The sequence below is a fragment of the Roseateles sp. GW821-FHT09H11 genome (genome assembly GCF_059415845.1).
Genome location: NZ_JBWKOA010000004.1, coordinates 193,434 through 218,899, shown reverse-complemented (window position 1 = coordinate 218,899; position 25,466 = coordinate 193,434). Strand labels below are relative to the sequence as shown.

The window sequence follows — 25,466 nt, the reverse complement described above, 5'->3', positions numbered from 1 at the left end:
GCCTCACGCTGACTTCGACCTGACCCGCAACCCCCCATCGGGGCGATGGGTGCAGGGACCAGAATATTGGCCATGTCCTTGCCGCCCTCTTTGCCGACCTCGTCGCGGGGCCGCCACCCCGGCGACGAATTCCCCGACACCGTGCCCCAGCCGCTGACTGATCCGTCCCCGGCCCTGCCGCCGCTGGCGATGGCGGCCGAGCTGCCGCTGCGCAAGGGCGCGTTCATCGACTGTCCGCAATGCCGCGCGCCGATGCGCCACGTGAGCCTGCCCGGCCACCACGCGCCGGCGACGGTCGACATCGATCATTGCGAGCCCTGCGGCCTGGTCTGGTTCGACGCGCGCGAGTCGGTGCATCTCTCGACGGCCGCGTGGATCCAGCTGTTGCGCGACCTGAATCGCCTGCGCCGAAGCGACCGGCCGCATCAGCCGAACCGCGCCTGCCCGCTGTGCGCGAAGGCGCTGAAAGAGGTTCGCAACCTCACGCGCTACGGGCGCTTCCCGGTGCTGGAGTGCGGCAGCTGCGGCGGCCATCTGCATAGCCAGGCCGGCATGCTGGCCGAGCGCGGCCTGGTCCGCCCCCTGCTGCCCGGCGAACGCTACGCGCTGCAGGCCGAGAAGCGCACGCTGTCGTGCCTGAGTTGCGGCGGCCCGGCGGACGGCAAGAGCGAGGACTGCGCGTGGTGCAAGAGCCCGCTGCTGATGGTGGACATGCCGCGCCTGGCGAATGCGCTGCGCAGGCGCTCGCCGTCGGAGCCGCTGCTGATGCCCAACGGCGGCAAGCCGGTCGGCTGGTCCTGCCGCGGTTGCGGCGCGCCGATGGACCCGACGCGCGAGACGCGCTGCGGGGGTTGCCATCACACGGTCGTCGCGCCGTCGATGGACGACCTGGGACCCTTGCTCGACGCCCTCGAACACGATGGACAGGAGGCCGACGAGCAGCTCGAGCGCGAGCGCCGCGCGCGGCTGGCCTCCTATAACTTCGAGCAGCGCGATCCGGCCGGCGGCAAGCACGGCCTGTTCTGGAAGGGCAAGTACGAGAAGCGCTACGACGCGGAGAACGAGCGTCGCGAGGGCCGCCGTGATGGCGGGCGCGACTGGTCGTCGTCGGGTTGGCCCTCGTCCTCGGACGGTTCGCCGCCCACGCTGATCGAGATCGCGATGCGTCTGGCTTCTCTGTTGCTGAAGTGATCCGTGCGCGCCGTGAGCCTGGCGCCCGAATGAACACGCAGGGCGCGCCGTGGGCGGCGCCCGGTCAGAGTTCCAGCACCCCGATCGGCTTCGCGCAGGCCGCGGGCGTGCCGCCGCCGCGCACGACGAAGGGCAGCTCGCCCCACGGGCCCGAATCGCGCGGGCAGCCGTTGCGCAGCGTCCCGCCCGGGCAGCCGCAGCCCTTGGTCTTCACCAGCTTGTCCAGGGTCTGCGACTGCTGCGGATTGAGCTTGGGCAAGTCGTGCCGGAAGACCAGCTGCAGCGCCGTGGTCGGCGCAGGGGCGTCCAGCGCGGGCACCGGGCCGAGCAGCGTCGCCATCGACTGGGTTTCCTTCAGCGCGGCCGCGGGCTTCATGCCCTTGGCGCGGCGCAGATAGTTCAGCGCCACTTCCATCGCCGCGTAACCGCGCGCTGCCGAGGCCGTGAACGGCTTGCGGAACGCGGCCCCGTAGGTGTTGGCCACCTGGTCCCAGCGGCCGCGGTCGATCGTCAGCACCGGGCATAGCACGGCGTCGACGCGCTCCGACAGCGTCGCGTCGAAGTCCATCCAGCACGAGGTCCGCGCGCTGATCCGCAGGCCGGTCTGGCGGCGCAGGTCGGCGGCGATCTTCTCGCCGGCATTGAGCTCGATGCGGCCCAGCTGCAGCTGCAGGTCCTGGGCCTTCATCCGCTCCGCGTTGCTGGAGATGAAGGGGATGCCCGCGGCCCGCAGCGCGTCCGCGCCGGCGTTGATCTCGCACCAGTTGCCCAGCACGACGTCGACCTTGGCCTTGATGAACTCCTGGGAGATGGCGTCCGCCTTGCGGGCGTCGCAGCCGCTGTCCTTGACGATCAGCTTGGGCGCGGCGTCGCCGGGCCAGGTCTTGAGTGCCAGCGTCATGCCGAGCTGGAGTTCCTCGGCCTGCTCGGCGCTTGGATAACTGCCCGGCAGGATGACCCCGATGGTGGCGGCGGCGGCGGGCGCGGCGGCGCACAGCCATGCGGCCGGCAGCACGGCGACCAGGGCGCCGGCCAGGACCTTGCGGATGTTCATGACGATCCCTCTTGTTCTTCGTGGCCGTGGTCGGCCGTTCGTTGACTTTGTCGCCCGAACTGCTTGGTGGCGTCCGAGTCCGGAGGTATCGCCTGCGCGGAGGGCGCGCGCACTGGAGGTTTTCCCGGAAGTCCCCACGAATGAAAACGCCCCGGCGGGCCGGGGCGGTAAGACGTCACAGTCGTGACAGGAAGTGCGGCATGCGCGCAACGCAGGCCGTACAGCGCACGAGGCTCAGAGAGGCCAACCCTGCAGCACCAGCTTGCCACGTTGGCGCTGACTCTCCTGCAGCGCGTGAGCGCGCTTGAGGGTCTCGGCGGTGATCGGGCCGACGACGTCGGACAGCGTCGTGCGGATCTTCCCGGCGTCGACCAGGGCCGCGACCTCGCTCAGCAGGCGGCCTTGCGCGGCAATGTCGTGCGTCGCATGCATGCTGCGCGTGAACATCAGTTCCCAGTGCAGTGACAGCGACTTGCCCTTGAGCGCCATCACGTCCAGGTCGTTCGGCCCGAAGTCGTCGATCATCGCCAGCTTGCCCTGCGGCTCCAGCGCCTCGACGAGCCCCTGGAAGTGCTGCGGCGTGTGGGTGAGGCTGGTGACGTAGCGCAGCGGCGGCACACCGTGCTTCTGCAGCGCGGCGATCTGCGGGGCGATCGGTTCGCGATGGTTGATCACGTGGTGCGCGCCCAGCGCCTGGAGCCACTTGCCGCCTTCACCGTCCGGCTCGGAACTGGTGCCGATGACCGTCAGGTGGTCGTACCGGCGCGCCAGCTGGACCAGGATCGAGCCCACGCCGCCGGCCGCGCCGGTCACCAGCAGGCTGACCGGACGCTCCGGCTGCTGCTGCACCTGCAGGCGGTCGAACAGCAGCTCCCAGGCGGTGATGGCGGTCAACGGCAGCGCGGCGGCTTCGGCGTCGCTGAGCGAGGCCGGCGCCTTCGCGGCGATGCGATGGTCGACACACTGGAACTGCGCGTTGCTGCCGGGACGCGTGATGTCGCCGGCATACCAGACGCGATCGCCGACGGCGAAGCCGGTCACCTCCGGTCCGATCGCGCGGACCGTGCCGACGGCGTCCCAGCCGAGGATCACGGGCGTCGAGCCGTCGGCGCTGGCACGGCGCACGCGGATCTTGGTGTCGACCGGGTTGACGGCGATGGCGGCGACCTCGACCAGCAGGTCCTTCGGACCGGGGGCGGGCGTGGGCAGCTCGAGGTCGATGAGCGACTCGGCCTCGGTGATGGGCAGGGACTTGAAGTAGCCGACGGCTTTCATGGCGGGACTCCTGGAGGTTCGGATGGAAGGGAAAAGGTGGGGAAGGACGGAGGTAGCGGGATGCTGTGGGAACGAATGGTGAGCCTTCCGGCAGAATCAATGAAGAGCGCTGAATCGCTATCAGTTTCAACACGGGATTGAAGATCGCCGGAGGGAGCCGCCATGGACATCGAGAACACCGCCGAACTGCGCCTGCTGATCGAATGCGCGCGCGGCGGCAGCCTGACGGCGGCGTCGCGGCAGATGGGTATCACGCCCGCGGCGGCCAGCGCGATGCTGAAGAAGCTGGAGGCGCGGCTGGGCGTGCGGCTCGCCGAGCGCAGCACCCGGGCGCTGCGGCTGACCGCCGCCGGCGAACGGCTGAGGGACTACGCGCAGCGCGCGCTCGAGCTGCTCGATGAAGGCCTCGCGCTGGTCTCGGAGGGCGGCGACGAGGCTTCCGCCAAGGGGCGCGGGGCGACGGCGCTGCGCGGGCGGATCCGCGTCAGCGCGTCCAGCGACCTGACGCGGCGCATCGTGCTGCCGCTGCTGGATGATTTCCTCGACTGGCATCCCGGGGTCGAGCTGCAGCTCAACGTGGGCGATGCGCTGCAGGACGTCGTGCGCGACGAGGTCGACCTGGCCCTGCGGTATGGCGAGCTGGCCGACTCACGGCTGGTCGCGCGCAAGCTCCATGACGGACGCCGGCTGCTGGTGGCCTCGCCGGACTACCTGAAGCGGCACGGCCGGCCGTCGCATCCCGGGGAACTCACGCAGCATGAGTGCATCCGCTTCAAGATCGGCGACCGGCTGGAGCGCGAATGGCGCTTCTGGCGACGCGACGCGATGCAGGCGGCGCCGCTGGACGTGACGGTGCAGGGGCGCCGCACGGCGGACGATGGCGGCATCGCCCATCAGTGGGCCCTCGAAGGGCGGGGACTGACCTACAAGAGCTGCCTCGACATCCGCGACAGCCTGGCGAGCGGCGCGCTGGTCGAGGTCCTGCCGGACTGGGTCGGGCGGCCGATGCCGCTGCATGCGCTGATGCCCAGCCAGCGCTTCCTGCCGCAACGGCTGAAGGCGCTGGTGGATCACCTGGCGGAGGGCCTCAGGCGCTGACGCGCCAGGAGAGCGCAGGAGCGCGCCGCTCGGCAGCCGTTCAATGCTTGTGGTCGCCGTGACCCGCGTGCGGGTCCTTGGCATCGGGCGACACGACGGGGCCAGTCCTTGCCGGGGCCTGGACGGTGACCGTCGAGCGGGACTTGTCCGCGCTCTCGAACACGAAGGTCAGCGGCACCGCGTCGCCAGTCTTCAGCGGGCCCTTCAGGTCCATCAGCATCACGTGATAACCGCCGGGCTTCAGTTCCACCGGCTTGCCTGCCGACACCGCCAGCGCGGTCACCGGCCGCATGCGCATCACGTCGCCGTCCATCGCCATCTCATGCACCTCGGCCACGCCGGCCGCCGGCGTGCTGACCGAGATCAGCTTCACGTCCGTCGGCGACTTGATCTGCATGAAGGCGCCCGTCGACTTCTGCTGCGGCACCGTCGCGCGCACCCAGGCGTCGGCGACGACGACCTGGGCCTGCGCCAGACCGGCGGTCAGCAGCAGGGCGGGAACAAGTGCCAGGCGGGCAAGGGAACGGGTCTTCATCGGGGCGTCCAATCCAGGATCTATGACGATCCGGAAGTATCGGTCATCGCTCTTCGAGCGCGCCCATCGAGCGCAGGACCTGATGGACGATCTCCGCCCGTTTCGGGGAGAAGGCGGGATCGGTCATGTCCATGTTCAGGGCGAAGTAGACGGGACGCGCGTCGCGGTCCTGCTCCACCCAGCCGACGAACCAGCCGAGGCCCGGCCTGGTGCTGTCGGCCCAGCCGGTCTTGGCGTACAGGCGCCAGCCGGGACCCTGGTCCCGCAACATCACCTGGCGCGCGATGTCGTAGGTGCGGTCGGACAGCGGCAGCGCGCGGTCATGCACGCGGCGCAGGAACTCGATCTGGCCGACCGCCGAGATGCGCATGTCGCCGTCGAGCCAGAAGCGGTCGCCGATCGGACCGGCGACGGCATTGCCGTAGCGGAAGTCGCGCACGAACTGCTGCACCGTCGGCTGGCCGATCTGCCGCGCCAGCGACTGGAACACCCACACCGCCGACACCTTGTAGGCCGAGGCGAGCGTCTGGTCGCGATTCCAGTCCTCGATGCGGCGCTTCGTGCCGTCCCACTTGAAGGCTTGTGTCTCGTCCACGGCGGCGCCGGTCTCCAGCGCGATCAGCGACATCGGGATCTTGAAGGTCGACGCCGGCAGGAAGCCTTCGAAAGCGCGGACACTGTCCGACGCAATCCAGCGATGCGCGCGGGTGTCGAGCAGCACGAGCGTGCCCTTCGTGCCGAGCTCGGTGAAGTGGCGTTGCAGCTCGGGCCGGGTTTCCCAGCGCTCGCGCTGATCGGCGGGCACGGTGGCGACGGCGCCCGAGGCGGTGGACGGCGACTGCGCGATCGATGCGCGGCAGGCCGTGAGGGCGAGGCAGGCGAGCAGGGCGCTCGCCATCAGGCGTGGAAAGGACATGGCGGTCTCCGGTCTGTGAGGGATGCCGCCAGTGTGCGAAGTCCACCGACCCCGGACCGCATCGAAGTGACGTTACGCCCGTTGCGCCCGGTCCGCCCGTTGCGCCCGCCGCTCCCGTCCCTCCGGTTCCGCCAAGGCCCGATCACAGCGAGTGCTGCCGGGGCCGGAATGATGTGGGGGGTTCGCGGAGGCGATGCCCCCCACGTCGTGGAGTGCCCGCGCTCGACCTCCCGCCGTGTTCAAAGGACCTCACGCCTGCCGCGACTGCGGCATCAACGCCTCGGCCTCGTCGAGATAGCGCCGCCTGGCCCCTTCATCGCGCAGCTTGCGCGCCTGCAGCCTGGCTTGCCGCACGAGGTCGGTGGCGCTGAACGCATCACCTTCATCGAGCGCATGCCGCGCCCACAGCAACAGGAACGCACAGCGCTGATCAGCCGGGATCTGCGACTGCCGTGCCCGGCAGGAGGCCCAGCGCTGCGCCGCGAGGTCGCCGAATGACGTGGCCGGCAGGGGCAGGCCTTGCGTGGTGGCCAGTCGCTGGAGCGCCGCGAAGTCCAGGTGTCCGAGCGCCGCGAGCCGCAGCAGGAAGATGGTGTTCAGCAGCGAGCTGCGCCCCAGCTGCCAACGCGCGCAGAGCGCGTCGCTGAGCAGCAGCCAGCGCAGCGCGTCCTCGATGCCCGGCCCGTCGGCGGGCAGCAGGTCGGCCTCGACAAGCCGGCCGAGCGCGTTGGACAGATTGGCGGCGCAGACCTGGAGCGCGTCGGGCAGTCCGGCCAGCGAGGCGCTGCGCAGCGCGTCGCCGAGGCTGGCCAGCGACTGCGTCGCGAGCGCCGCGTCGCCGCGGGCGATGGCGAGGTCGCGCAGCACGATGCCGCGCAGGTTGCCGTGGTCGCAGCGCAGCGTGGAGTCGGCGGCGAGCACGTCGGGATCGACCTCGTCGAGTTTCTCCAGCGCGGGCGCCGCCTGGCCGAGGCTGCCGAACCAGTGCCAGGCCGCGAGGATGGCGACACGGGCGCGCAGTTGACGTCGCTCCAGGCGCGGCAGGCGGCTGTTGTTGAGCGTCTGACCGAGGTCGCGCAGCTCGTCCTGCAGTGCGGCCCAGTCGCCGAGCCGGCGCGCGATGCGGGCGCGGCGCAGGCCGAGCGCGGCGGCGGCGGCGTCGTCCCCCGGCGGCACGTGCTGCGCGGCCTGCTGCAACGCGAGGCGGGCGGGATAGAGTTCGCCGCGGTCGAGCAGGTAGTCGGCGCGGGCGAGCGCCTCGGCGTAGGCCAGCGGGAGCAGCGGCGCGGCGGCTGGCGCGCGCACCGGGCGCTGCTGGCCGAGCCATCGGGCGAGGGCTTGGCCGGTGGCGGGTTCGCCGTCGATCTCGAAGCGGCAGGTCGGCAGCAGCGCGGCGTTGAGCCAGAACGGGCCGCTGCTGCGGGCGCTGGCCTCGATCAGCGCGGCCAGCGGTCCGTCGTCGAGCAGCGCGAGCGCACGCCAGACCTGCGTGCGGTGCAGCTCGGCCATGCCGGCGATGCGCTCGCGCAGCTCGGCGCGCGAGCACGGGCTGTCGATGCGCGCCAGTCCTTGCTCGTGCGCCTGCAGCAGCGCGGCGAGCAGGCGCGGCAGCAGCCGGCCGCGCAGTTCGGGCAGTCCGTCGATGCGCAGCCCCTGCGGCAGCAACTGGATGCGATGCAAGGGCAGGTCGGCGGCCGGAGCGGCAGCGACGAGGGAGGCGGCGGGAGCGGTCATTGGAGGCGCATTCTGCGCCGGGTGCTTCGGCGGTGTGACGGCATCGGCGTAACGGGCGTTACGTGCGTAGGTTACGCGGGGCCGGCCTGTTCACCGCTGATCCGCTGATCCGCTGACCCGCTGACCCGCTGACCCGCTGACCCGCTGATTGCTGACTGCTCACAGTTGACCGTGGACCTTCTGCTGACCTGCCGATGTGCCGACGTGCCGACGTGCCGACGTGCCGACGTGCCGACCTGCCGACCTGCCGACCTGCGGATCTGGGTGTCGGCCGGCGGATGGTGGAGAGGAGGGTAACGAAACGTCAGGCCCGCCCCTTGCCTGTAGCTGTCCATCACAACTCGAGGGGACTGCCATGGTGGCAAAGAATGAGGCCTGGTATCCAGGCGAGGCCGATGTCGGTGGAATCGTCGCGCCCCGCGCGTCGACTTCCGCAGTGTCATGGGGCGCGGTGCTGGCCGGCGCCGCTGCCGCGGCGGCGCTGTCGTTGATCCTGCTGCTGCTCGGCGCGGGGTTGGGACTGGCCGCCGCGTCGCCCTGGGCCGGCGACGGCGCGAGCGCCGCGACGCTGGGCGTGGCGGGCATCGTCTGGCTCGCGTTCACGCAATTGGCGGCGTCCGGACTCGGCGGTTATCTCGCCGGCCGGCTGCGCGTGCGATGGCGCGATACCGACGCGGACGAGGTCCATTTCCGCGACACGGCCCATGGCCTGCTGTCGTGGGCGGTGGCCACGCTGTTCACCGCCGCCGTGCTGACCGCCTCGGTCGGCGCGATCGCCGGGATCGGCGTGAAGGGCGCGGCGTTGGCGGCCGGGACCGCGGCCACAGGGGCGGCGGCTGCGACAGCTGCTGCCGGGACTGCGGCGGATGAGTCCGGCGTGAAGGGCAGTTCTTCGGGAACCGCGCGGACCGCGCTGGGGAGCGGCGATTTCGGCTACTACGTGGACACGCTGCTGCGGCCCGCAGCGACGGCGCCGACAACGGCATCGACGTCCTCTGCGGCGCCCGCCGGGGCCAATCCGGCGACGCTGCGCGCGTGGCCCGATGCCTCGATGGTCCATGCGGACGAGCAGTCGTCGGCGTCGTTGAATCGTCTGCTCGTGCGTGCGTTGCGCGATGGCGGGACGCTGTCGCCGGAAGACACGCGCGCCGCGGGACAACTGGTGGCGCAGCGCACCGGCCTGACGCAAGCGGAGGCGGAGCGGCGCGTCACCGAGACGCTGCAGCGGGCTCGCGCCGAGGCGCAAGCCCTGGAGACCCGTGCCCGTGAAGCCGCCGACGCCGCTCGCAAGACGGCGCTGACGACGGCGTTGTGGATGGTTGTCGCGCTGCTGATCGGCGCGTTCACCGCAAGTCTGCTGGCCACCTTCGGCGGCCGGCAGCGCGACCTCATCGATTGAGACAAGGAGAACTCACATGCGATCGTTGCTGCTCTTTTTCCTGGGCGTGCCCATTCCCATCATCATCCTGATCGCGTTGATCAGATGATCACCGCGCGACCGCAAGCCTGCGGTCGCGCGATGTCCGCAGGGCGATGAGCGCGGTGCCCAGAGCCCTTCTCGGATCAACCGTACTCGACGTCGTAACAACTGTTGTGACGACCGCTATGGAGAGAGGCGCTCGCCGCCGAATTCAACATCTTTCGCCGCACCGAATCGAAAGACTGGCCGTTCTCGGCGGCAAGGATGAGGGCGTCGGGTGAAGGACCGAAGTCACTGTCTTCCAGGAATTCCCTCGATTGCTCCAACGACTGGTTGAACAGCGCGGTGATGATGTCGAGCGCGTCCGGGCGCATGTGATCGACGGCCAGGGCCTGGACGTTGTAAGGGTAGTCAAGGAAGTCCAGCATCTCGGGGATGTTGCCCGGCGGGGTGCCATAGGGCTTGATCTTGACGTCGCCGGCGGGAGCGAGCCTCAAGACAAGTGAGGCCACCATGGACTTTGCTTCCCGCGCCATGCGCAGCGTCTGCAGGCCGTCGGTGCAGGACTTGAGCTGGGTCCGCAGTTGATCGAAGCGCGTCGCCAGCTTCGGCGCAAAGCGTGGGCACTCGGCCAATTCGGTATGGTCCTGGACGTACCGGGCGCAATCCTCGATGTGGGCCGCCTTGCCCTTCAAGGTGTCCGGCATGGGGCGTCGGAAAAGTTCGGTGGCCAGCTTCTCGGCGGGTGCGTACTTCGCCATGCTCTGGACGAACACGTCCCCGCTCAGCGGATTGATGACGAAGGCTTCAAGGGTCGGGAGAGGAAACGACATGGACAAGGACGGTTGATGAGGAAGGGCCATGAGTCCGGCTCAACCTGGTCCGGTTCGCCATTTCCTTCAGCGGCCCTCCGTTCGTCCAGCGGGTGACATCAGTCGGTGTTCAGTTCATCGACCGAGTGGCGGTCATGGCTGCGGGCTCGGTGCTTTCGCCGTATCGACGCCATGTATCAGGCGCATGCGACAGCCGATCCGCCACGACCTTGAGGACGGCGGGATTCCAGACCAGGCCGCAATGGCTGCCGTCGACCTCGACGTTCTCGACCATCGGATGGTCCTCGGGCTGCACGCAGGCCTGCCATGCGACGACGCCGTCGCTGCGGCTGTAGATCGAGGTCGTCGGCACTTGCGGCGCGGCGATGAGGCGCGACTTGAAGTCGTCGTCGAGCACCGGCAGCGTGCCGTTGATCCAGCGGTAGATCAGGCTGACGTTGGTCTGCGTCGCCTCGCCGGTGATCGGCGTGCCGATCGTGATGACCTGGCGCACCGGCAGCGAGATGCGCTTGGCGATCTCGCGGGCGTAGATGCCGCCGAGGCTCCAGCCCACCAGCGACACCGGCTGCGACTGTCCGGCGACGAGCGCCTCGATGTCGGCGGCGAGCGTGTCGAGCCACAGGTCGATGTCGCCGGTGGGACCGGTGTTGATGCCGCGTCCCCAGTCGCGTGCCGCATAACCGAGCCCGTGGCAGAAGCCCACCAGCGGCGCGATCGACTGCGCGTCCGCGGCCAGGCCGGGGAACACGATGACGGGGTGTCCGTCACCGGGCGGATGGCCGCTGCGGTCCATCATGCGGCAGCTGGCGTATTCCATCGCGGCACGCAACGGCTCGATGCCGAGCAGGGCCCAGGACGGGGAACAGATGACCGGTGCCGGGACGGGCATCGCATCGGGAAGGGCGGCGATCTTCTTCATGGTCTTGAGGCCGCCTTTCCGGCGTGACCTGCGAGGTCGGCGGCGAGGTCGGCAGAAGGACAGTTGAGTCGATCTTTCCGCAAGCCGCGTTCCACGGGCATCCCCACAAGGTCGCATGTGATCGTCGGACGGGACCTACATCCGGGGGATGGGCTGCGATCTCTCCCACCATTGACGGAAGTCAGAGGGAGAGGCGGTTTTTCGGCGGCGTTGAGGGCTACGCTTTCCTTCATCGAGCACGTTGTTGTGCCGCGTTGAAGGAGTGGCTGTGTTGACGAAGATGAAGATCAGTACCGACTGCGCACCTGACGAAGTTCGAATTCCGCCGGAGATCCTCCAGCATCTGGGCATCGAGCCTGGGGAGGCGATCGATGTCGACTTCTGGTCGAACGGAACCTGCATCCTGCACGTCACCAGGAAGAGCAGTCGCATCGAAAGTATTGTCGGAATCCTTGCGGATCGGACGCGCAAGAGGAAGAAACTTGTGTCGCTGAAGCAGATCAAGAAGGCGATCGAGAACGGCTGGGCGGGGAAACGGTGATGAAGGTGACTGCCGACACCAACTTGCTGTGTCGAATCGTCCTCGATGATGACCCGTGTCAAAAGGCGCTTGTTGAAAAAGCGTTCGAAGGCGCAGACATGATCGTCATCGTGGTCGCCAGTTTGTGTGAGGTGTGCTGGGTACTGCGTTCGCAATTTTCGGTGAGCGCCGCGAACATCGGCCTTGCGATCCGACAGTTGCTGTTGATTCCTCGAGTCGAGGTGGATAGGGAAGCAGCCGATGCAGGGCTTGAAGTGTTGGACTTGGGGGGAGACTTCGCCGATGGGCTCATTGCCTTTGAGGGGCGCCGTCGCGGCGGTTCGATTTTCATGAGCTTCGACCGCGGCGCCATTCGAAGGCTGCGACGGCTGGGCTTCGATGCAAGGGCCCCCTGAGTCCCAGCCGGACCGGATCAATGAAAATCCCGGCTCTCCGTCCTCAACCGTCCCAGCATCGGGGTCAGGTCTTGCAGGTGTCCGGCGATCAGGTTGCGCACGTCGCCGCTGCGCTGCCACTTGCCCTTCACCGCCATCAGGCGCGAGTGCAGCATGACGTGCCGCTGCCGCTGCCACAGCGCGCGGTGGACGATGACCTGGATGTCGCCGGTCTCGTCTTCCAGGGAAATGAAGATCGTGCCCTTGGCCGTCGCCGGCTGCTGCTTGACCGTCACGATCCCGCAGCCGCGCGCCGGTCGGCCGTCGGGCAATTCGTTCAGTTCCTCGGCCGACATCCAGCGCTGTTCGCGCAGCAGCGGCCGCAGCAGCGACAGCGGGTGGCGGCGCAGCGTCAGGCCCAGCGACGCGTAGTCGAAGACGATCTCCTCGCCCTCCGGCGCCTGCGGCAGCGCGAGGAAATCCTCCTGCACCGGCGCAGAAGCCAGCAGCGGCGGCGGCGCATGCTGCGCGGCCGCATCCCACATCTGCTGGCGGCGGTGGCCGCTGATGCTGGTCAACGCATCGCCCGCCGCCAGCATCGTCATCTGCTGCTGGTTCAGTCCGGTGCGTCGCGCCAAGTCCTCCGCGTCGTTGAACGGGCCGTTCCGACGCTCGCGGCAGATCAGTCCCGCCGAGGCCTGCTGAAGTCCCTTGACTAGCCGCAATCCCAGCCGCACCTTCACCGGCGCCGCGTCGGCCGCGAGCGCTTCCTCTGCGTCGAGGTAGGGGTCGCCATCGTCTTCCACGACGATGCCGTCCTCATCCAGCGGCATCGCATCGATCGTGTCGGCGGCCGCGCCGCGCTGCGTCGGACGGATGACACGCCCATCCGCGCGCTCCAGCGTGCAGTCCCAGTCGCTGTGCATCACGTCCGGCGGCAGCACCTCGACACCCTTGCGTCTGGCCTCCTGCACCAGTTGGCTCGGCGAATAGAAGCCCAGCGGTTGCGCGTTCAGCAGTCCCGCCAGGAACTCGGCTGACCGGTGCCGCTTCAGCCAGCTGCTCGTGTAGACCAGCAGCGCGAACGAGGCCGCGTGCGACTCCGGGAAGCCGTATTCCGAGAAGCCCTTCACCTGCTCGAAGATCTGCTCGGCAAAAGACACCGGGTAGTTCCGTTCCCGCATCCCGTCGATCAGTTTCGCGCGGTACTTGTCCAGGTTGCCCTTGCGCTTCCACGCGGCCATCGAGCGTCGCAGTTCGTCGGCCTCGCCGCCTGAGAATCCGGCCGCGATCATCGCAATCTGCATCACCTGCTCCTGGAAGACCGGGACGCCCAGCGTGCGCTTCAGGACCGTCTCCAGTCCCTGCGGATAAACGACCTCCTCGAAGCCCTGACGTCGCTGCAGGTAGGGGTGCACCATGCCGCCCTGGATCGGCCCGGGACGCACGATCGCGACCTCGATGACCAGGTCGTAGAAGGTCTCCGGCTTCAGACGCGGCAGCATGCTGCGCTGCGCGCGGCTCTCGATCTGGAACACGCCGATGGTCTCGGCACGCTGGATCATTTTGTAGGTCTCGTCGTCCCCGTCCGGGATGTCCTTCAGCTCGAACGGATAGCGCTCGCGCTTGCCGACGAAGTCCAGCGTCTTGCGGATCGCCGTGAGCATGCCCAGCCCCAGCACGTCGACCTTGAGCAAGCCCACCGCGTCGAGGTCGTCCTTGTCCCACTCGATGACGGTGCGGTCCGGCATCGAGGCGTTCTCCACCGGCACCATGCGGGTCAACGGTCCGTGCGTCAGCACGAAGCCGCCCGGGTGCTGCGACAGGTGTCGCGGGAAGCCCAGCAGCTCCGACGTGATCTCGACCAGTTGGCGCACCGCGAGGTCGTCGGCCTCGAGCCCGGACTCGCGCAGCCGCTCGGCATCGATGGTCTGGCCGTCCCACCATTGATGGTTGCCGCACAGCGTGTCCAGCACCTCGGGCTCGAAGCCCAGTGCCTTGCCGACGTCGCGCAGCGCGCTCTTCACGCGGTAGGAGATCACCACCGCCGCCAGCGCCGCGCGTTCGCGCGTGTACTTGCGGTAGAGGTACTGGATGACCTCCTCGCGGCGCTCGTGCTCGAAGTCGATGTCGATGTCCGGGGGCTCGTTGCGTTCCTTGCTGATGAAGCGCTCGAACAGGACCTGCATCCGCGCCGGGTCGACCTCGGTCACGTGCGTGCAGTAGCAGACGATGGAGTTCGCCGCGCTGCCGCGGCCCTGGCACAGGATGCCCTGCGAACGCGCGAACTGGACGATGTCGGCCACCGTCAGGAAGTAGTGCTCGTAGCGCAGTTCCTCGATCAGTGCGAGCTCGCGCTCGATCTGCTCGCTGGCCGCGGCCGGCACGCCCTCGGGCCAGCGACGGCCCGCGCCCTCGTAGGTCAGACGGCGCAGATGACTGGCCGGCGTCTGGCCGTCGGGCACGACCTCGGACGGGTAGTGGTAGCGCAGTTCGTCGAGGCTGAATTCGCAGCACTCGACGACGCGCAGCGTCTCGGCGAGCAGGTCGGCCGGGAAGCTGAGCGCGAGGCGGCTGCGGTGGCGCAGGTGGCGCTCGGCGTTGCGGTCCAGCGCCTGGCCGCACTCGGTCAGCGGCTTGCCCAGGCGTGTGGCCGTCAGCACGTCCTGCAGCGGCTTGCGGCTGCGCACATGCATGGTGACGTCGCCCACGGCCACCAGCGGGATTTCGGTCAGCGCGCCGGCCTCGCGCAGGCGCAGCAGGCGGATCTCGTCGTCGGCGTGCTGGGGCTGGTCGATGCCCAGCCAGCAACGCCCGGTGAAGCGCGACAACAGCCAGCGCGCCATCGACAGCAATTGCGCCGGCGTCGCATGTCGGTCGGGGCAGGCGATCACGACGCAGTCGTCCAGCGTCTGCGGGCCGAGGTCGGCCCGCGTGCAGTGGTAGGTGCCCTTCTCGGCCGAGCGCCGCAGCCGCGAGATGAACTGACACAGGTTGCCGTAGCCGTTCAGGCTGCAGGCCAGCACCACCAGCGTGAACGGGCCTTCGTCCCCCGCATCCTGCTCGCCCAACGTGCCCGACGTGCCCAACGCGCCTGAGGCGCGTCCTGGGGCGCCGCTGGGTTCAATGAGGAACTGGCTGCCCACCAGCAGCTTCATGCCGTGCTGCTTCGCGGCCACGTGCGCGCGCACCATGCCGGCCATGCTGCACTCGTCGGTGATCGCGAGCGCGGCGTAGCCGAGCTCCTTGGCGCGCACGACCAGTTCCTCGGGCCAGCTCGCCCCCTTCAGGAAACTGAAGTTGCTGAGGCAACGCAGCTCGGCGTAGTCGGGAAGGGCCGAGGCGCCAGGGAGGGCGGACATGGTGAGCGGCCTGTACGAACGGAGGGTGCCTGATCAGGCATACATCCCGTGCAGGAACCACGCCTGCACGGCGGACTTGTCGTCGTCGCCGTTGCCCGTCCCGCTCAGCCGTTCCTGATAGACGGCCAGCACGCCGGCGTTCTCGTTGACGGCGATCCAGTAGTCGCGGGTGACCTTGCGGTGCGCCTTCGTGTCGGGGATGCGGTCCCACCAGCCGCCCTCGATGCGATCCGGCCCGACCAGCAGCGTCAACGGGCCCTGGTAGTGCGGCCGGTGCTCGCGCACCGCCAGCCGCAGCGGCGGGTCGAGCAGGAAGGCGGGCTCCGGCACGGCCGGCGCGCGCACCGCCGCCTGCCGACCCTTGCGGCGGGAGGCCGTCCGGCCGTCGCCGCAGGTTCGCCAGCGCGTCTGCCATTCGGGTCGGTGATCGTCACCCAGGACCGGCTGCTGCACCCGCTCAGGACCGAGCCGCGCGGCGATGCGTTCCAGGGTCAGGTACAGCGTCTCGCCGGTGCGCACCACGTCGGGCAGCAGCGAGCCGCTGTCCTCCACCAGCGCCTGCACGCCGACCGCCTCCAGCCGCAGTTCACCGACCGGCGCCAGCAACTGGGTCTTGGCCAGATGCTCGGCCATCAGCCGGCAGAAGTGTTCGAGCTCGCGGATCGGCTCGGCGGTGCGGATCGTGAGGCAACCGCCTTCGCCGGCGTCCTTGGCGCGCATCGAGTCGTGCACCCAGTGCAGCGTGACGCCGGTGGCGCCCGCATGGCGCGCCGCCAGCCAGCCGCACAGCCGCATCAGCAGCGGCCGCGTGCCCAGCAGCAGCGCGGGCGCGTGGTCCTCGCGGCAGGGGAGCTCGACGCGGGCGTGGAAGTCCTCGGGCAGCGCGACCCAGGCTTGCGCCTCGGGCCGCAGTCCGTAGGCCTGGTCCAGCATCGTCAGCAGCGCCGCGCCGAAGCGGCGGCTGATGCCGCCGCGCGGCAGCGCCCGCAACTGGCCCAGCGTGTTGATGCCGGCGCGGCTCAACGGTTCCGCGTGTTCCGCGCCAGCGCTCAGCGCCTGCAGCGGCAACGGGTCCAGCACCGCCTGCAACAGCCGCCCACCGAGGTCGAGCACGCCGCAACGCGCCAGTACCAGCGCGGCGGTGGCCGACGGCGCCCAGCCGATGCCCACGGCGCCCAGGTCGGGCGCTTCGTCGCTCAGGCGCGCCTTCAGCGCGGGCAGGCCGCGGAATAGCCGCAGGCTGGCCTCGACCTCCATCACGACGGCGTCCTCCATCAGCGCCACGCGCGGCGTGAACTGCAGGCACCACACCGCCAGGCCCGCCTGCGTCTCCGCGCAGATCCCCCAGGGATGCGGCGGCGGCGCGGTCGACGGGTCCTCAAACGGTGCCGGCGGACGAGGCGGCAGGATCAGTGCGACCCACAACATGGGAGAACTCCGGGAACAGGGTGAGCGCAACGGGCTCGTGGAGGGATTCGGACACCGTTTCGAGCAGGGGCCCGGCACTGCCCTGTGCCTGGCTGCCCCTCTCGTTGACGGCTTCGGCCACGTCGGCGACCGGCACCGTCATCGGCGCCACCGGGCGCATCGTGCTGGGCCGCATCACGCGCGGGGTCAGGACATGCTCGAGCCCGCCGGGGATCGAGGCCAGCCGCAGCGGGGTCTCGTGGGCGGGGCCTTTGCGCTTGAGGATCTGGACGTCCAGGGCCCAGTCGACATCGATCGTCGCCAGCACCCGCAGCGGCGCCGGCGACGGGTCATGGCGGGCCGCCAGCGGCCGGAACAGGAACACCGGTCCTTCGAACGACTGCGCCAGCACCTGCAGCCGCCGCAACTGCTCGGGCGCGGCTTGCGGCAGCCAGGCCAGCACCGCGCCGGCGGCGTTGGACTTGATCAGCTGTTCGGTGCACCAGAGCCGCTCCGACGGCGCGCGCGCGTCGATCCAGACGAGGTGGCGCTCATCCAGCCCCAGGTGCATCAGGCCGGGCAGGTGGGGGCGCTTGGGCGGTCCGACCATCGCCACCGCGGCACCGTCGGCGACGACGCGTCGGAGCGCCGGTCCCGCCAACCGCCATTCGGCCAGCGAGAACTGCGGCAGCAGCACTTCGGTCAACTGGCGTCCGGGCCAGCCGCCGCCCGGCAGCTCGCCATCCAGCGTGTCGAAACCGCTCGGCCAGACGGTGTCGGTGCCGCGGCCCAATTCGTCGCCGCGCCAGATCGCCTCCGCCACGGCAGGCGGAAGTGGGGCGAGAGGGGCGGACAGGGCAGGCATGGCGGGCGTCGTCGAGAGACAAAAACGCCGGTTGAGGAACCGGCGTGAGATCACTGTATGTGCATACAGTATAGGACGACGACAGCCCCGTCCAGGGCTGTTTCAACTCAAATCGGGAGAATGTCCGGATGGCCGGCCGGCACCTCGGCGGAGGCGGGCGACGTGGGAAAAGCGAGTACGAATCGCGTACCCCCACGGGCCGGCGCTTCCAGGCTCACGGTCCAGCCCAGGTGCTCGGCGACGCGCTTGACGATGGCCAGGCCCAGGCCCGCGCTGCCGGCGCCCGCCGGGTCGACCTGCATGAAGCGGTCGAAGATCCGGTCGCGCACCGCCGGCGGGATGCCGATGCCGGTGTCCTCGATGACCACGCGGCCGGCCTCGAGCCGGATGTCGACACGGCCCTGGTCGGTGAACTGGCAGGCATTGCGGATCAGGTTGCCCAGCGCGATGGCCGCGAGCTCGGGCCGCGCGGGCACTTCCAGGCCGGCGTCGGCGGACGCGGCATGCAGCGTCATCTCGACCTCCTTGCCCTTGAGCAGCGGCCGGCAGCGTTCCATCTCCTGGCGCAGCAGCGGCAGCAGCGCGGTCGGCGGCGCGCCGATGCTGGCCGGGTCGCGCGACAGCAGCAGCATCGCGACGACGCGCTCGCTGGTGTCGGCCGCGGTGCGCCGGATGCGCTCGGCCAGTTCGACCATGTCGTCGCGATCGTGCAGCCGCGCTTTCAGGATTTCGGCGGCGCCCAGCATCACAGCCAGCGGCGTTCTCAACTCATGGCTGACATCGCCGGTGAACCAGCGCTCGCGGTCCAGGTAGCGCTGCTGCGCCTCGGTCTTGGCCGCGAATGCGCGCGACAGCACGCCCAGTTCGTCGGTCGAGTCCAGCAGCGGATATTCGCGCGGCGCGGTGTCGGTCTCGACGGCGCGGGCCAGCGCGGTGACCGGGGCGACGATGCGGCTCGCGGTCAGTTGCGCCAGGAACAGCGCCAGTCCCAGGCAGCAGACGAAGGCCAGGCCGAGCAGGCCGTAGACGCCCGCCTCGATCTTGGCGAAGTCCTCGTCGCGGTCGGTCAGCACGAAGACCGTCCCGAGGTCGTCGCGGACCAGGGCGGTGAAGGTGGCGTCCTCCTGCGGCAGCGTGTACTTGCCCGGCGGCTTGCCGCGCAGTGCCTGCGGGATGGCATCGCCCTTGTAGAGCGTGACGCTGGGCGGCAGGTCGGCTTCCAGGCCCTGCTTCTCGCGGGCGATCAGCTCGTCGGCGGTGCGGTCCAGGCGCTGGTCGACGAGGCGGTCCTCGATGCTCGAGGCGATGCGCACCGCGGCGACCGCGAAGGCGCCGCAGACCAGCAGCGTCAGCAGCAGGAAAGCGGCGGCCACGCGCGTGCGCAGCGTGGTCGGCGCGGCCGTCGAGCGGCCGGCGCGGGCTTCGCCACGAGGGTGGCCGCGTGGATCGCCGGGGTCGCGCCGCGGCTCATCCCGCATCGGGCGACACCAGCCGGTAGCCGATGCCCGGATGGGTCTTCAGCAGCGGGACGGGGAAGGGCTTGTCCAGCGCCGCGCGCAGCGCGTGGATGTGGGTGCGCAGCGCGTCGCTGTCGGGCGGATCGTTGCCCCAGACCTCGCGCTCGAGGTCCTCGCGGCGGACCAGCTTGGGCGCTTCGCGCAGCAGCGCGGACAGCAGCTTGTAGCCGGTGGGCGTCAGCTGCAGCGGCTTGCCGGCGCGGGTGGCTTCGAGCGTGTCGGGATCGAAGCTGACGTCGGCGTAGCTGACCGCCGAGCTGAGGTTCAGGCCGTGCGAGCGCCGCATCAGCGCCTTGAGGCGGATCTCCAGCTCGACCAGGGAGAAGGGCTTGACGAGGTAGTCGTCGGCGCCGCTCTCGAAGCCGGTGACCTTGTCGGCGATCGTGTCGCGGGCGGTCAGCATGAGGATGGGGGTGGGGCGGCGGAAGTCCTTGCGCAGGCGCCGGGCGACGTCCAGGCCGTCCAGGCCGGGCAGGGTCAGGTCCAGCACGATCGCGTCGTAGGAGCCGGCGGCGGCCTGCGCCAGCCCGCCCAGGCCGTTGCGGGCCACGTCCAGCGCGTAGCCCATCGGCTCGAGGTAGGCGAACAGGTTCGCGACGATGTCCGGGTTGTCTTCGATGACCAGCAGCTTCATCACGAGGCTCTCGTTCCTGCGGCGCCGGGCGCCGCGTCGTCCTGAGGGACGGGACCCGTTGGGGGAGAGGTCCCCCCGCGAGACCCGCGGATGCCGGGAATGCTATGCGAGCGGGGCCTGTCCGACCTGTCCGCGGGCTGTCGGCACCGCCCTCGCGAGGGGCATCCCCCTGTGATGCGGACACAAGGTGGGCGATTGGCGCGCGACGGGCTCGAAGCTTCCTCGGTTCCATGCGCTTGGTCACGTTTCGTGACGCAAGTCCGGGCCTGTCACCGACCGCCCGGTCGACGCTGCACTTGAAATCCGGGTTGGGCGCATAATTTGAGGGTTAACCCTATGCTTGCGCCCTTCATCTCCATCCCCGCCGTCGAGCGGCTCACCGCGACCCGCCGGCTGAGCCTGCGTCCGCCTGCCGCGGCGGATGCACGCGCCTTCCGCGACCTGCTGACCGATCCCGCGAATCGTCGATTCGACGCGGGTGGTCCGGCCGCGTCGGAGCGGTTGGAGCTCTGGCGCGCGCTGTGGACGCGCGACGGCCTGGGGCCGTGGGCGGTGGCGCTGCGGGAGCAGCCCTCGCTGGGCGCGATCGGTTTCGGCGGCTTGAGCCGGGGCCGCATCTGCGGCGCGCCGGCGCTGCTGCTGGAGTTCCACTTCCTGTCCGATCACTGGGGCCGGGGCTATGCGGCGGAGATGGCGACCGCGGCGCTGACGCTGGCCTTCGAGAGCCTGCATGCGACGTCGGTGCACGCGCTGCTGGCGCCGGGCAACACGGCGGCGCGCAAGACGCTGGAGCGTGTCGGCCTGCGATTGACCGGCTCGGTCGCCGACTGCCCGGGCGAGGCGGCGAGCCTGCTCTACGAGATCAACGCGGGCCAGTACGCGGCGCTGCCGCCGGAACCGCCGGAAGCGACACCGTTCGGGGCGTGAGGCCGACTGCCTCGACCGTCGTTGTCGAGTCCATCGTCGACGGGTCAGACGAGCACATCGCTACTGCTGCGGATACACCCTCAACCCCGCCAGATCGAGCACCCTGAGCCCGCCGTACTCGACGGCGATGAGGCGCTGTTCCTGCAGGTGGCGCAGCGCCTCGTTGACGCGCTGGCGCGAGAGTCCCACCAGGTGCCCCAGTTCCTGCTGCGTGATGCGCAGCAGTCCGTTCACCCCGGGGTAGAGCTGCGGGTGGAACAGCGCCGCCAGGTTGCGCGCCACGCGCAGGTCGGGGTCGCTCTGGCGGTCGATCTCGCGCGCGGCGATGAACTGGCCCAGCCGCTCGTTGAGCTGGTTGAGCACGTAGCGGTTGAAGGCCAGGCTGGTGGCCAGCAGTTCGTGGAAGCTCTCCAGCGGCAGCCCCGCCACCACGCTGCGCCGCAGCGCCTGGATGTTGTAGCGGTAGGCCTCGCGCTTGAGCAGCGTGCCCTCGCCGAACCAGCCGCCCGGCGGCACGCCGGTGAAGGTGACCTGCCGCGCCGCCGCCTCGTCGTTGCTCATCTTCAGCAGTCCGTCGATGACGCCGAACCAGAAGTTGGCCTCGCGCCCGATGCGACAGATCCGCTCGCCGACCTCGACCTCCGCCACCTGGATGCTGGAGGCGACGCGTTCGCGCAGTTCGGGTTCGATCGCCTTCAGCCACGGAATGGCGCTCATCTCCTGCGCGCTCGCGGCCCGCGCGCGCAAGCGGATCGGCTGCGTCGGCACAGCCCCCGAGAGGGGCGTCTGCAGGGCCGCATGCAGGGGGGAACCTGGCGCGGCGTGGACAACGGTGTCGGGGGTCGGGGCCATCCCCCGTTCATCGCGCCGGCGCATGACAGGAACCTGACGCGGTGCCCTGGGGGAAACACGGAGCAGGAACCTGTTTGACAACCCAGTTCACTAGCGCAGCTTCTTACCTTTTTGACGTGTGGCCTGATGTTTTCTGCAAGAACGACGACGCCTTCTTTTCCAATCGCTGTTGGCGCCACCATCCCGGTCAGCCGGTGGACGTCCGAGGACCAGCTTGCCAAGGACCAGCACCACGCCGAGGTCCGCTCGCAGCTGAATGACATCACCAGGCAGACCGACGCGCTGCTGGATCGGCACGCCCCGAAGCTGCTCGCTTCCGCTGAGGACGTCCTGACCGCGATCAAGGCGCAGGCCGCTCACTCGATCGTGGTCAAGGAGACGGTCGACCGTCTCATGAAGAGCGAACACTGCGGTCTCAGATTCTTCGTGGAGCGGGCCGGGGTGTTGCTGAAGGCGGCGCAGGAGTCGCGAAGTGAAGATCCCGGCGCTTCCACGCAGAGGCGCCAGCGCTATCTCGACGAATTGATGTCCCTGAACCGTTGCATGCTGTCGATCGCCGTCAAGGACTTGACCAGCGACGGGACACAACCGGAGTCGCCGTGTCCGGATGAGATCGTCATTCCCGGTAACGTCCCCCAGTTCGGATACCTGATCGGCAAACTCACGCAGCGCTGCAAGGAAGGCAACGACTGGCTCATCGGGCGCCGGCTCAGGTCGTTCCACGATCGCTGGCGCGTCGACCTGAAGAAGCCGGACGCTCTGGCCGAGCTGCAGGGAGACTTCCGCGGGCTGTGCACCGCCATTCGGACCGCCGAAGCCCCGCGTCTTCTCGGGCTCTCCTGGCCTGGGCTCGGGCCTCGTCGCGGACTCCCGGCCCTGACCATCGCGTCCGTGCCGCAACAGCCCGTCGGGCACCAGGCACGCGCGGACGCCATCGAGAGAACGCCCGCCTGATCCGGGAAAACGCTCCCCCGAAGTCTCCCTAGGACTGTCGTCGCAACGACAACACGACGTCAAAGAGCCGGCCTACAGTCGGCGCAACCCCGCGGCCAGAGCGCCTCCATCAGAGATGGCGACAGCGGGGAAGCACAAAGGAGACGACGGTGGAACAGACCTTCCCCCGCCTGCTGCTCGCTCACGCCGCCCAGCGCCCCCATGCGCCGGCGCTGCGCGAGAAGGAGCTCGGCATCTGGCAGACGCTCGACTGGGCGGCGCTGGCGGCGCTCGTGCGCGACCTCGCGCATGGCTTCGCCGCCGCCGGCATGACGCGCGGCCAGCACCTCGTCGTGATCGGCGAGAACCGGCCCCGGCTCTATGCCTCGATGCTCGCGGCGCAGTCGCTGGGCGCGATTCCGGTGCCGCTGTACCAGGACGCCGTCGCCGCCGAATTCGCGTACCCGCTGCAGAACGCCGACGTCGCCTTCGTCGTCGTCGAGGACCAGGAGCAGGTCGACAAGCTGCTCGAGATCCGCGATCAATGCCCCGCGCTGCGGCGCATCTGGTTCGACGATCCCCGCGGCCTGCGCCATTACGCCGCGGACGGACTCGCCTCGATCGACGGCCTGTGCGACGACGGCCGCGCGCATGCGCTGCGGCATCCCGGCTGGTTCGAGCGCGAAGTCGACGCGGGCCGCGCCGGCGACGTGGCGGCGATGTTCTTCACCTCCGGCACCACCGGCCATCCGAAGGGCGTCGTGCACACGCACACCTCGCTGATCGACCGCGCCCAGGCCGGCGCGCGCTTCGACAAGCTCAGCGCCGACGAGGAGGTCCTCGCCTACCTGCCCTGCGCCTGGATCGGCCAGAACGTCTTCAGCTACGCGCAGTGGCTGGCCTGCGGTTATGTCGTCAATTGCCCCGAGTCGGCCAGCACCGTCAGCATCGACCTCAAGGAGATCGGCCCGACCTACTACTTCGCGCCGCCGCGCGTCTTCGAGGGCCTGCTCACCAGCGTGATGATCCGCATGGAGGACGCCGGCGCGCCCAAGCGCTGGCTGTTCGCGAAGGCGATGGCGCTGGCGAACCGCGTCGGCCCGGCGCTGATGGACGGCAAGCCGGTCGGCGGCTGGGAGCGCTTCAAGTACCGCCTCGGCGACCTCGCGATCTACGGCCCGCTGCGCAACGCGCTGGGCTTCTCGCGGGTGCGCGTGGCCTACACGGCGGGCGAGGCCATCGGCCCCGATCTCTTCAGCTTCTACCGCTCGATCGGCATCAACCTGAAGCAGCTCTACGGCTCGACCGAGACCGCCGTCTTCGTCTGTCTGCAGCCGGACCACGAGGCCAAGTCGGACACCGTCGGCGTGCCCATCGACGGCGTCGAGATCAAGCTCGCGGACAACGGCGAGATCCTGGTGCGTTCGCCGGGCCTGCTCCAGGGCTACTACAAGAACCCGGAGGCGACGGCCGAGGTGCTCGGCGCCGACGGCTGGTATCGCACCGGCGACGCAGGCTTCCTCGACGCGGGCGGCCACCTGAAGATCATCGACCGCGCCAAGGACGTCGGCCGGCTGCGCGGCGGCGCGCATGACGGCGCGATGTTCGCGCCCAAGTACGTCGAGAACAAGCTGAAGTTCTTCGCCTTCGTGAAGGAGGCGGTGGCCTTCGGCGACGGCCGCGACCGCGTCTGCGCCTTCATCAACATCGACTTCGAGGCCGTCGGCAACTGGGCCGAGCGCCGCAACCTCGCCTACGCCGGCTACACCGACCTGGCCGGCAAGGCGGAGGTGCTCGGCTTGATCAAGGACTGCGTCGAGAAGGTCAACGCCGACCTCGCCCAGGACGAGCGCCTGGCCGGCAGCCAGATCACGCGTTTCCTCGTGCTGCACAAGGAGCTGGACGCGGACGACGGCGAGCTCACCCGCACGCGCAAGGTCCGCCGCGGGGCGATCGCCGACAAGTACCGCGTGCTGATCGATGCGCTCTACGAGGGCAAGACCTCGCAGTTCATCGAGACGGCGGTGCGTTTCGAGGACGGCCGCAGCGGCAGCGTCAGTGCCGACCTGCGCATCGAGGAGGCGACCACCTTCCCGCACACCCGGAGGGCCGCCTGATGAGCGCCAGTCTGACCGTCAATGCAGCGAGCGGCGGCGCCGCGGCCCCGGCCGGCGCGCAGTTCCAGGAGGCCGGCCAGGCCGTGCCGCCGACGACGCCGGCGCAAGGCGCGGCATCGCCGCGCTCCGCAGGCGACCCGGCGCCGGGCCGGCGCATCGGCGAGGTGATCCTCGAGGTCGAGCACATCTCGCTGTCTTTCGGCGGCGTGAAGGCGCTCAACGACATCAGCTTCGACGTCCGCGAGCACGAGATCCGCGCCATCATCGGCCCGAACGGCGCCGGCAAGAGCTCGATGCTGAACTGCATCAACGGCGTCTACCAGCCGCAGCAGGGCGACATCCGCTACCGCGGCGAGGACGTGCGCCAGTGGAGCCCCCGCACGCGGCTGCGCCGCATGGCCGAGCGCGGCGTCGCGCGCACCTTCCAGAACCTGGCGCTGTTCAAGGGCATGAGCGTGCTGGACAACATCATGTCCGGTCGCAACCTGCACATGAAGCGCCACCTGCTGTGGCAGGCGCTGCGGATCGGGCCGGCGGTGCACGAGGAGATCGAGCACCGCGAGAAGGTCGAGCGCATCATCGATTTCCTCGAGATCCAGGCGCATCGCAAGACGCCGGTCGGCGGCCTGTCCTACGGGCTGCAGAAGCGCGTGGACCTGGGCCGCGCGCTGGCGATGGAGCCCAAGGTGCTGCTGCTCGACGAGCCGATGGCCGGCATGAACGTCGAGGAGAAGCAGGACATGTGCCGCTTCATCCTCGACGTCAACGACGAGTTCGGCACGACCATCGTCCTGATCGAGCACGACATGGGCGTGGTCATGGACATCAGCGATCGCGTCGTGGTGCTCGACTACGGGAAGAAGATCGGCGACGGCACGCCCGACGAGGTGCGCGCCAATCCCGAAGTGATCCGCGCCTACCTCGGCGCAGGCGAGTGACGCCGGGAAGAAGACAAAGGAAAC

22 protein-coding genes are annotated in these 25,466 nt (G+C 69.6%); 9 read left to right on the top strand and 13 right to left on the bottom strand.

Annotation, left to right across the window (positions count from 1 at the left end; translation table 11 throughout):
• Window positions 1-72 precede the first annotated feature (72 nt).
• Entirely contained in the window at window positions 73-1,191 is a 1,119-nt protein-coding gene (locus AC07PR_RS14970; protein WP_495135743.1) for a TFIIB-type zinc ribbon-containing protein, read from the top strand.
• A gap of 64 nt (window positions 1,192-1,255) precedes the next feature.
• Here the strand turns inward: AC07PR_RS14970 and AC07PR_RS14965 are convergent, their stop codons facing one another.
• Complete coding sequence (locus AC07PR_RS14965) at window positions 1,256-2,245, bottom strand: type 1 periplasmic-binding domain-containing protein (protein ID WP_377157072.1); 990 nt, start codon at window positions 2,243-2,245, stop codon at window positions 1,256-1,258.
• A gap of 234 nt (window positions 2,246-2,479) precedes the next feature.
• The gene (locus tag AC07PR_RS14960) at window positions 2,480-3,520 is read right to left on the bottom strand and encodes a zinc-binding alcohol dehydrogenase family protein (RefSeq protein WP_495135742.1); all 1,041 of its coding nucleotides are present in this window, start codon (window positions 3,518-3,520) and stop codon (window positions 2,480-2,482) included.
• Window positions 3,521-3,682: 162 nt separating this feature from the next.
• On the opposite strand from AC07PR_RS14960, the gene AC07PR_RS14955 reads away from it, so the two are divergent.
• Complete coding sequence (locus tag AC07PR_RS14955; RefSeq protein ID WP_377157069.1) at window positions 3,683-4,618, top strand: LysR family transcriptional regulator; 936 nt, start codon at window positions 3,683-3,685, stop codon at window positions 4,616-4,618.
• A 40-nt stretch (window positions 4,619-4,658) separates the two neighbouring features.
• Here the strand turns inward: AC07PR_RS14955 and AC07PR_RS14950 are convergent, their stop codons facing one another.
• The 3 genes from AC07PR_RS14950 to AC07PR_RS14940 form a co-directional block, all read right to left on the bottom strand.
• Entirely contained in the window at window positions 4,659-5,153 is a 495-nt protein-coding gene (locus AC07PR_RS14950) for a copper chaperone PCu(A)C (protein WP_483109098.1), read from the bottom strand.
• 43 nt (window positions 5,154-5,196) lie between these two features.
• The gene (gene blaOXA / locus AC07PR_RS14945; protein ID WP_495135741.1) at window positions 5,197-6,069 is read right to left on the bottom strand and encodes a class D beta-lactamase; all 873 of its coding nucleotides are present in this window, start codon (window positions 6,067-6,069) and stop codon (window positions 5,197-5,199) included.
• Between the two features lie 249 nt (window positions 6,070-6,318).
• A complete protein-coding gene (locus AC07PR_RS14940) occupies window positions 6,319-7,803 on the bottom strand; it encodes a hypothetical protein (protein ID WP_495135740.1) in 1,485 nt (494 codons plus the stop codon).
• A 355-nt stretch (window positions 7,804-8,158) separates the two neighbouring features.
• Between AC07PR_RS14940 and AC07PR_RS14935 the strand changes: the two genes are divergently transcribed.
• Window positions 8,159-9,202: a hypothetical protein gene (locus AC07PR_RS14935; protein ID WP_495135739.1), complete on the top strand. Its 1,044-nt coding sequence runs from the start codon at window positions 8,159-8,161 to the stop codon at window positions 9,200-9,202.
• Between the two features lie 164 nt (window positions 9,203-9,366).
• Here AC07PR_RS14935 and AC07PR_RS14930 read toward each other — a convergent pair whose 3' ends face one another.
• Window positions 9,367-10,086: a hypothetical protein gene (locus tag AC07PR_RS14930; RefSeq protein WP_495135738.1), complete on the bottom strand. Its 720-nt coding sequence runs from the start codon at window positions 10,084-10,086 to the stop codon at window positions 9,367-9,369.
• Between the two features lie 79 nt (window positions 10,087-10,165).
• Entirely contained in the window at window positions 10,166-10,975 is an 810-nt protein-coding gene (locus tag AC07PR_RS14925; RefSeq protein WP_495135737.1) for a hypothetical protein, read from the bottom strand.
• Window positions 10,976-11,246: 271 nt separating this feature from the next.
• Here AC07PR_RS14925 and AC07PR_RS14920 point away from each other — a divergent pair, with 271 nt between their 5' ends.
• Window positions 11,247-11,516, top strand: coding sequence for an AbrB/MazE/SpoVT family DNA-binding domain-containing protein (locus tag AC07PR_RS14920; RefSeq protein WP_495135736.1), 270 nt, complete (start codon window positions 11,247-11,249; stop codon window positions 11,514-11,516).
• The gene (locus tag AC07PR_RS14915; RefSeq protein ID WP_495135735.1) at window positions 11,516-11,911 is read left to right on the top strand and encodes a type II toxin-antitoxin system VapC family toxin; all 396 of its coding nucleotides are present in this window, start codon (window positions 11,516-11,518) and stop codon (window positions 11,909-11,911) included. The genes AC07PR_RS14920 and AC07PR_RS14915 overlap by 1 nt, the downstream gene beginning before the upstream one ends.
• Before the next feature lie 17 nt (window positions 11,912-11,928).
• On the opposite strand, the gene AC07PR_RS14910 is transcribed toward AC07PR_RS14915, so the two are convergent.
• The 5 genes from AC07PR_RS14910 to AC07PR_RS14890 all read right to left on the bottom strand — a co-directional run bounded on the left by AC07PR_RS14910 (window position 11,929) and on the right by AC07PR_RS14890 (window position 19,675).
• Window positions 11,929-15,252: an error-prone DNA polymerase gene (locus AC07PR_RS14910; protein ID WP_495135734.1), complete on the bottom strand. Its 3,324-nt coding sequence runs from the start codon at window positions 15,250-15,252 to the stop codon at window positions 11,929-11,931.
• A gap of 33 nt (window positions 15,253-15,285) precedes the next feature.
• A complete protein-coding gene (locus tag AC07PR_RS14905; RefSeq protein ID WP_495135733.1) occupies window positions 15,286-16,680 on the bottom strand; it encodes a Y-family DNA polymerase in 1,395 nt (464 codons plus the stop codon).
• A complete protein-coding gene (gene imuA / locus AC07PR_RS14900) occupies window positions 16,631-17,524 on the bottom strand; it encodes a translesion DNA synthesis-associated protein ImuA (RefSeq protein WP_495135732.1) in 894 nt (297 codons plus the stop codon). The genes AC07PR_RS14905 and imuA overlap by 50 nt, the downstream gene beginning before the upstream one ends.
• A 107-nt stretch (window positions 17,525-17,631) precedes the next feature.
• Window positions 17,632-19,002 (bottom strand): sensor histidine kinase, encoded by a 1,371-nt coding sequence (locus AC07PR_RS14895; RefSeq protein ID WP_495135731.1) that lies wholly within the window; start codon window positions 19,000-19,002, stop codon window positions 17,632-17,634.
• A complete protein-coding gene (locus tag AC07PR_RS14890) occupies window positions 18,992-19,675 on the bottom strand; it encodes a response regulator transcription factor (protein WP_088406092.1) in 684 nt (227 codons plus the stop codon). The genes AC07PR_RS14895 and AC07PR_RS14890 overlap by 11 nt, the downstream gene beginning before the upstream one ends.
• Before the next feature lie 336 nt (window positions 19,676-20,011).
• On the opposite strand from AC07PR_RS14890, the gene AC07PR_RS14885 reads away from it, so the two are divergent.
• Window positions 20,012-20,602, top strand: a complete 591-nt coding sequence (locus AC07PR_RS14885; RefSeq protein ID WP_377157050.1) for a GNAT family N-acetyltransferase — start codon at window positions 20,012-20,014, stop codon at window positions 20,600-20,602.
• 60 nt (window positions 20,603-20,662) lie between these two features.
• Here the strand turns inward: AC07PR_RS14885 and AC07PR_RS14880 are convergent, their stop codons facing one another.
• Window positions 20,663-21,319 (bottom strand): Crp/Fnr family transcriptional regulator, encoded by a 657-nt coding sequence (locus AC07PR_RS14880; RefSeq protein WP_377161525.1) that lies wholly within the window; start codon window positions 21,317-21,319, stop codon window positions 20,663-20,665.
• Between the two features lie 261 nt (window positions 21,320-21,580).
• On the opposite strand from AC07PR_RS14880, the gene AC07PR_RS14875 reads away from it, so the two are divergent.
• The 3 genes from AC07PR_RS14875 to AC07PR_RS14865 all read left to right on the top strand — a co-directional run bounded on the left by AC07PR_RS14875 (window position 21,581) and on the right by AC07PR_RS14865 (window position 25,442).
• A complete protein-coding gene (locus tag AC07PR_RS14875; RefSeq protein WP_495135730.1) occupies window positions 21,581-22,408 on the top strand; it encodes a hypothetical protein in 828 nt (275 codons plus the stop codon).
• 149 nt (window positions 22,409-22,557) lie between these two features.
• On the top strand, window positions 22,558-24,504 hold the full coding sequence (locus tag AC07PR_RS14870; RefSeq protein ID WP_495135729.1) for an AMP-dependent synthetase/ligase: 1,947 nt from the start codon (window positions 22,558-22,560) through the stop codon (window positions 24,502-24,504).
• Complete coding sequence (locus AC07PR_RS14865; RefSeq protein WP_483109111.1) at window positions 24,504-25,442, top strand: ABC transporter ATP-binding protein; 939 nt, start codon at window positions 24,504-24,506, stop codon at window positions 25,440-25,442. The genes AC07PR_RS14870 and AC07PR_RS14865 overlap by 1 nt, the downstream gene beginning before the upstream one ends.
• The last annotated feature ends 24 nt before the right edge of the window (window positions 25,443-25,466 follow it).

Excerpts from the sequence above, each read along its gene's own strand:
- AC07PR_RS14930 (WP_495135738.1), bottom strand. The coding sequence starts at position 10,086 with ATGGCCCTTCCTCATCAACCGTCCTTGTCCATGTCGTTTCCTCTCCCG.
- AC07PR_RS14925 (WP_495135737.1), bottom strand. The coding sequence starts at position 10,975 with ATGAAGAAGATCGCCGCCCTTCCCGATGCGATGCCCGTCCCGGCACCG.
- AC07PR_RS14960 (WP_495135742.1), bottom strand. The coding sequence starts at position 3,520 with ATGAAAGCCGTCGGCTACTTCAAGTCCCTGCCCATCACCGAGGCCGAG.
- blaOXA (WP_495135741.1), bottom strand. The coding sequence starts at position 6,069 with ATGTCCTTTCCACGCCTGATGGCGAGCGCCCTGCTCGCCTGCCTCGCC.
- AC07PR_RS14885 (WP_377157050.1), top strand. The coding sequence starts at position 20,012 with ATGCTTGCGCCCTTCATCTCCATCCCCGCCGTCGAGCGGCTCACCGCG.
- AC07PR_RS14895 (WP_495135731.1), bottom strand. The coding sequence starts at position 19,002 with ATGCGGGATGAGCCGCGGCGCGACCCCGGCGATCCACGCGGCCACCCT.
- AC07PR_RS14905 (WP_495135733.1), bottom strand. The coding sequence starts at position 16,680 with ATGTTGTGGGTCGCACTGATCCTGCCGCCTCGTCCGCCGGCACCGTTT.
- AC07PR_RS14880 (WP_377161525.1), bottom strand. The coding sequence starts at position 21,319 with ATGAGCGCCATTCCGTGGCTGAAGGCGATCGAACCCGAACTGCGCGAA.
- AC07PR_RS14910 (WP_495135734.1), bottom strand. The coding sequence starts at position 15,252 with ATGTCCGCCCTCCCTGGCGCCTCGGCCCTTCCCGACTACGCCGAGCTG.
- AC07PR_RS14890 (WP_088406092.1), bottom strand. The coding sequence starts at position 19,675 with ATGAAGCTGCTGGTCATCGAAGACAACCCGGACATCGTCGCGAACCTG.
- AC07PR_RS14965 (WP_377157072.1), bottom strand. The coding sequence starts at position 2,245 with ATGAACATCCGCAAGGTCCTGGCCGGCGCCCTGGTCGCCGTGCTGCCG.
- AC07PR_RS14875 (WP_495135730.1), top strand. The coding sequence starts at position 21,581 with ATGTTTTCTGCAAGAACGACGACGCCTTCTTTTCCAATCGCTGTTGGC.
- AC07PR_RS14915 (WP_495135735.1), top strand. The coding sequence starts at position 11,516 with ATGAAGGTGACTGCCGACACCAACTTGCTGTGTCGAATCGTCCTCGAT.
- AC07PR_RS14950 (WP_483109098.1), bottom strand. The coding sequence starts at position 5,153 with ATGAAGACCCGTTCCCTTGCCCGCCTGGCACTTGTTCCCGCCCTGCTG.
- AC07PR_RS14865 (WP_483109111.1), top strand. The coding sequence starts at position 24,504 with ATGAGCGCCAGTCTGACCGTCAATGCAGCGAGCGGCGGCGCCGCGGCC.
- AC07PR_RS14940 (WP_495135740.1), bottom strand. The coding sequence starts at position 7,803 with ATGACCGCTCCCGCCGCCTCCCTCGTCGCTGCCGCTCCGGCCGCCGAC.
- AC07PR_RS14935 (WP_495135739.1), top strand. The coding sequence starts at position 8,159 with ATGGTGGCAAAGAATGAGGCCTGGTATCCAGGCGAGGCCGATGTCGGT.
- imuA (WP_495135732.1), bottom strand. The coding sequence starts at position 17,524 with ATGCCTGCCCTGTCCGCCCCTCTCGCCCCACTTCCGCCTGCCGTGGCG.
- AC07PR_RS14970 (WP_495135743.1), top strand. The coding sequence starts at position 73 with ATGTCCTTGCCGCCCTCTTTGCCGACCTCGTCGCGGGGCCGCCACCCC.
- AC07PR_RS14955 (WP_377157069.1), top strand. The coding sequence starts at position 3,683 with ATGGACATCGAGAACACCGCCGAACTGCGCCTGCTGATCGAATGCGCG.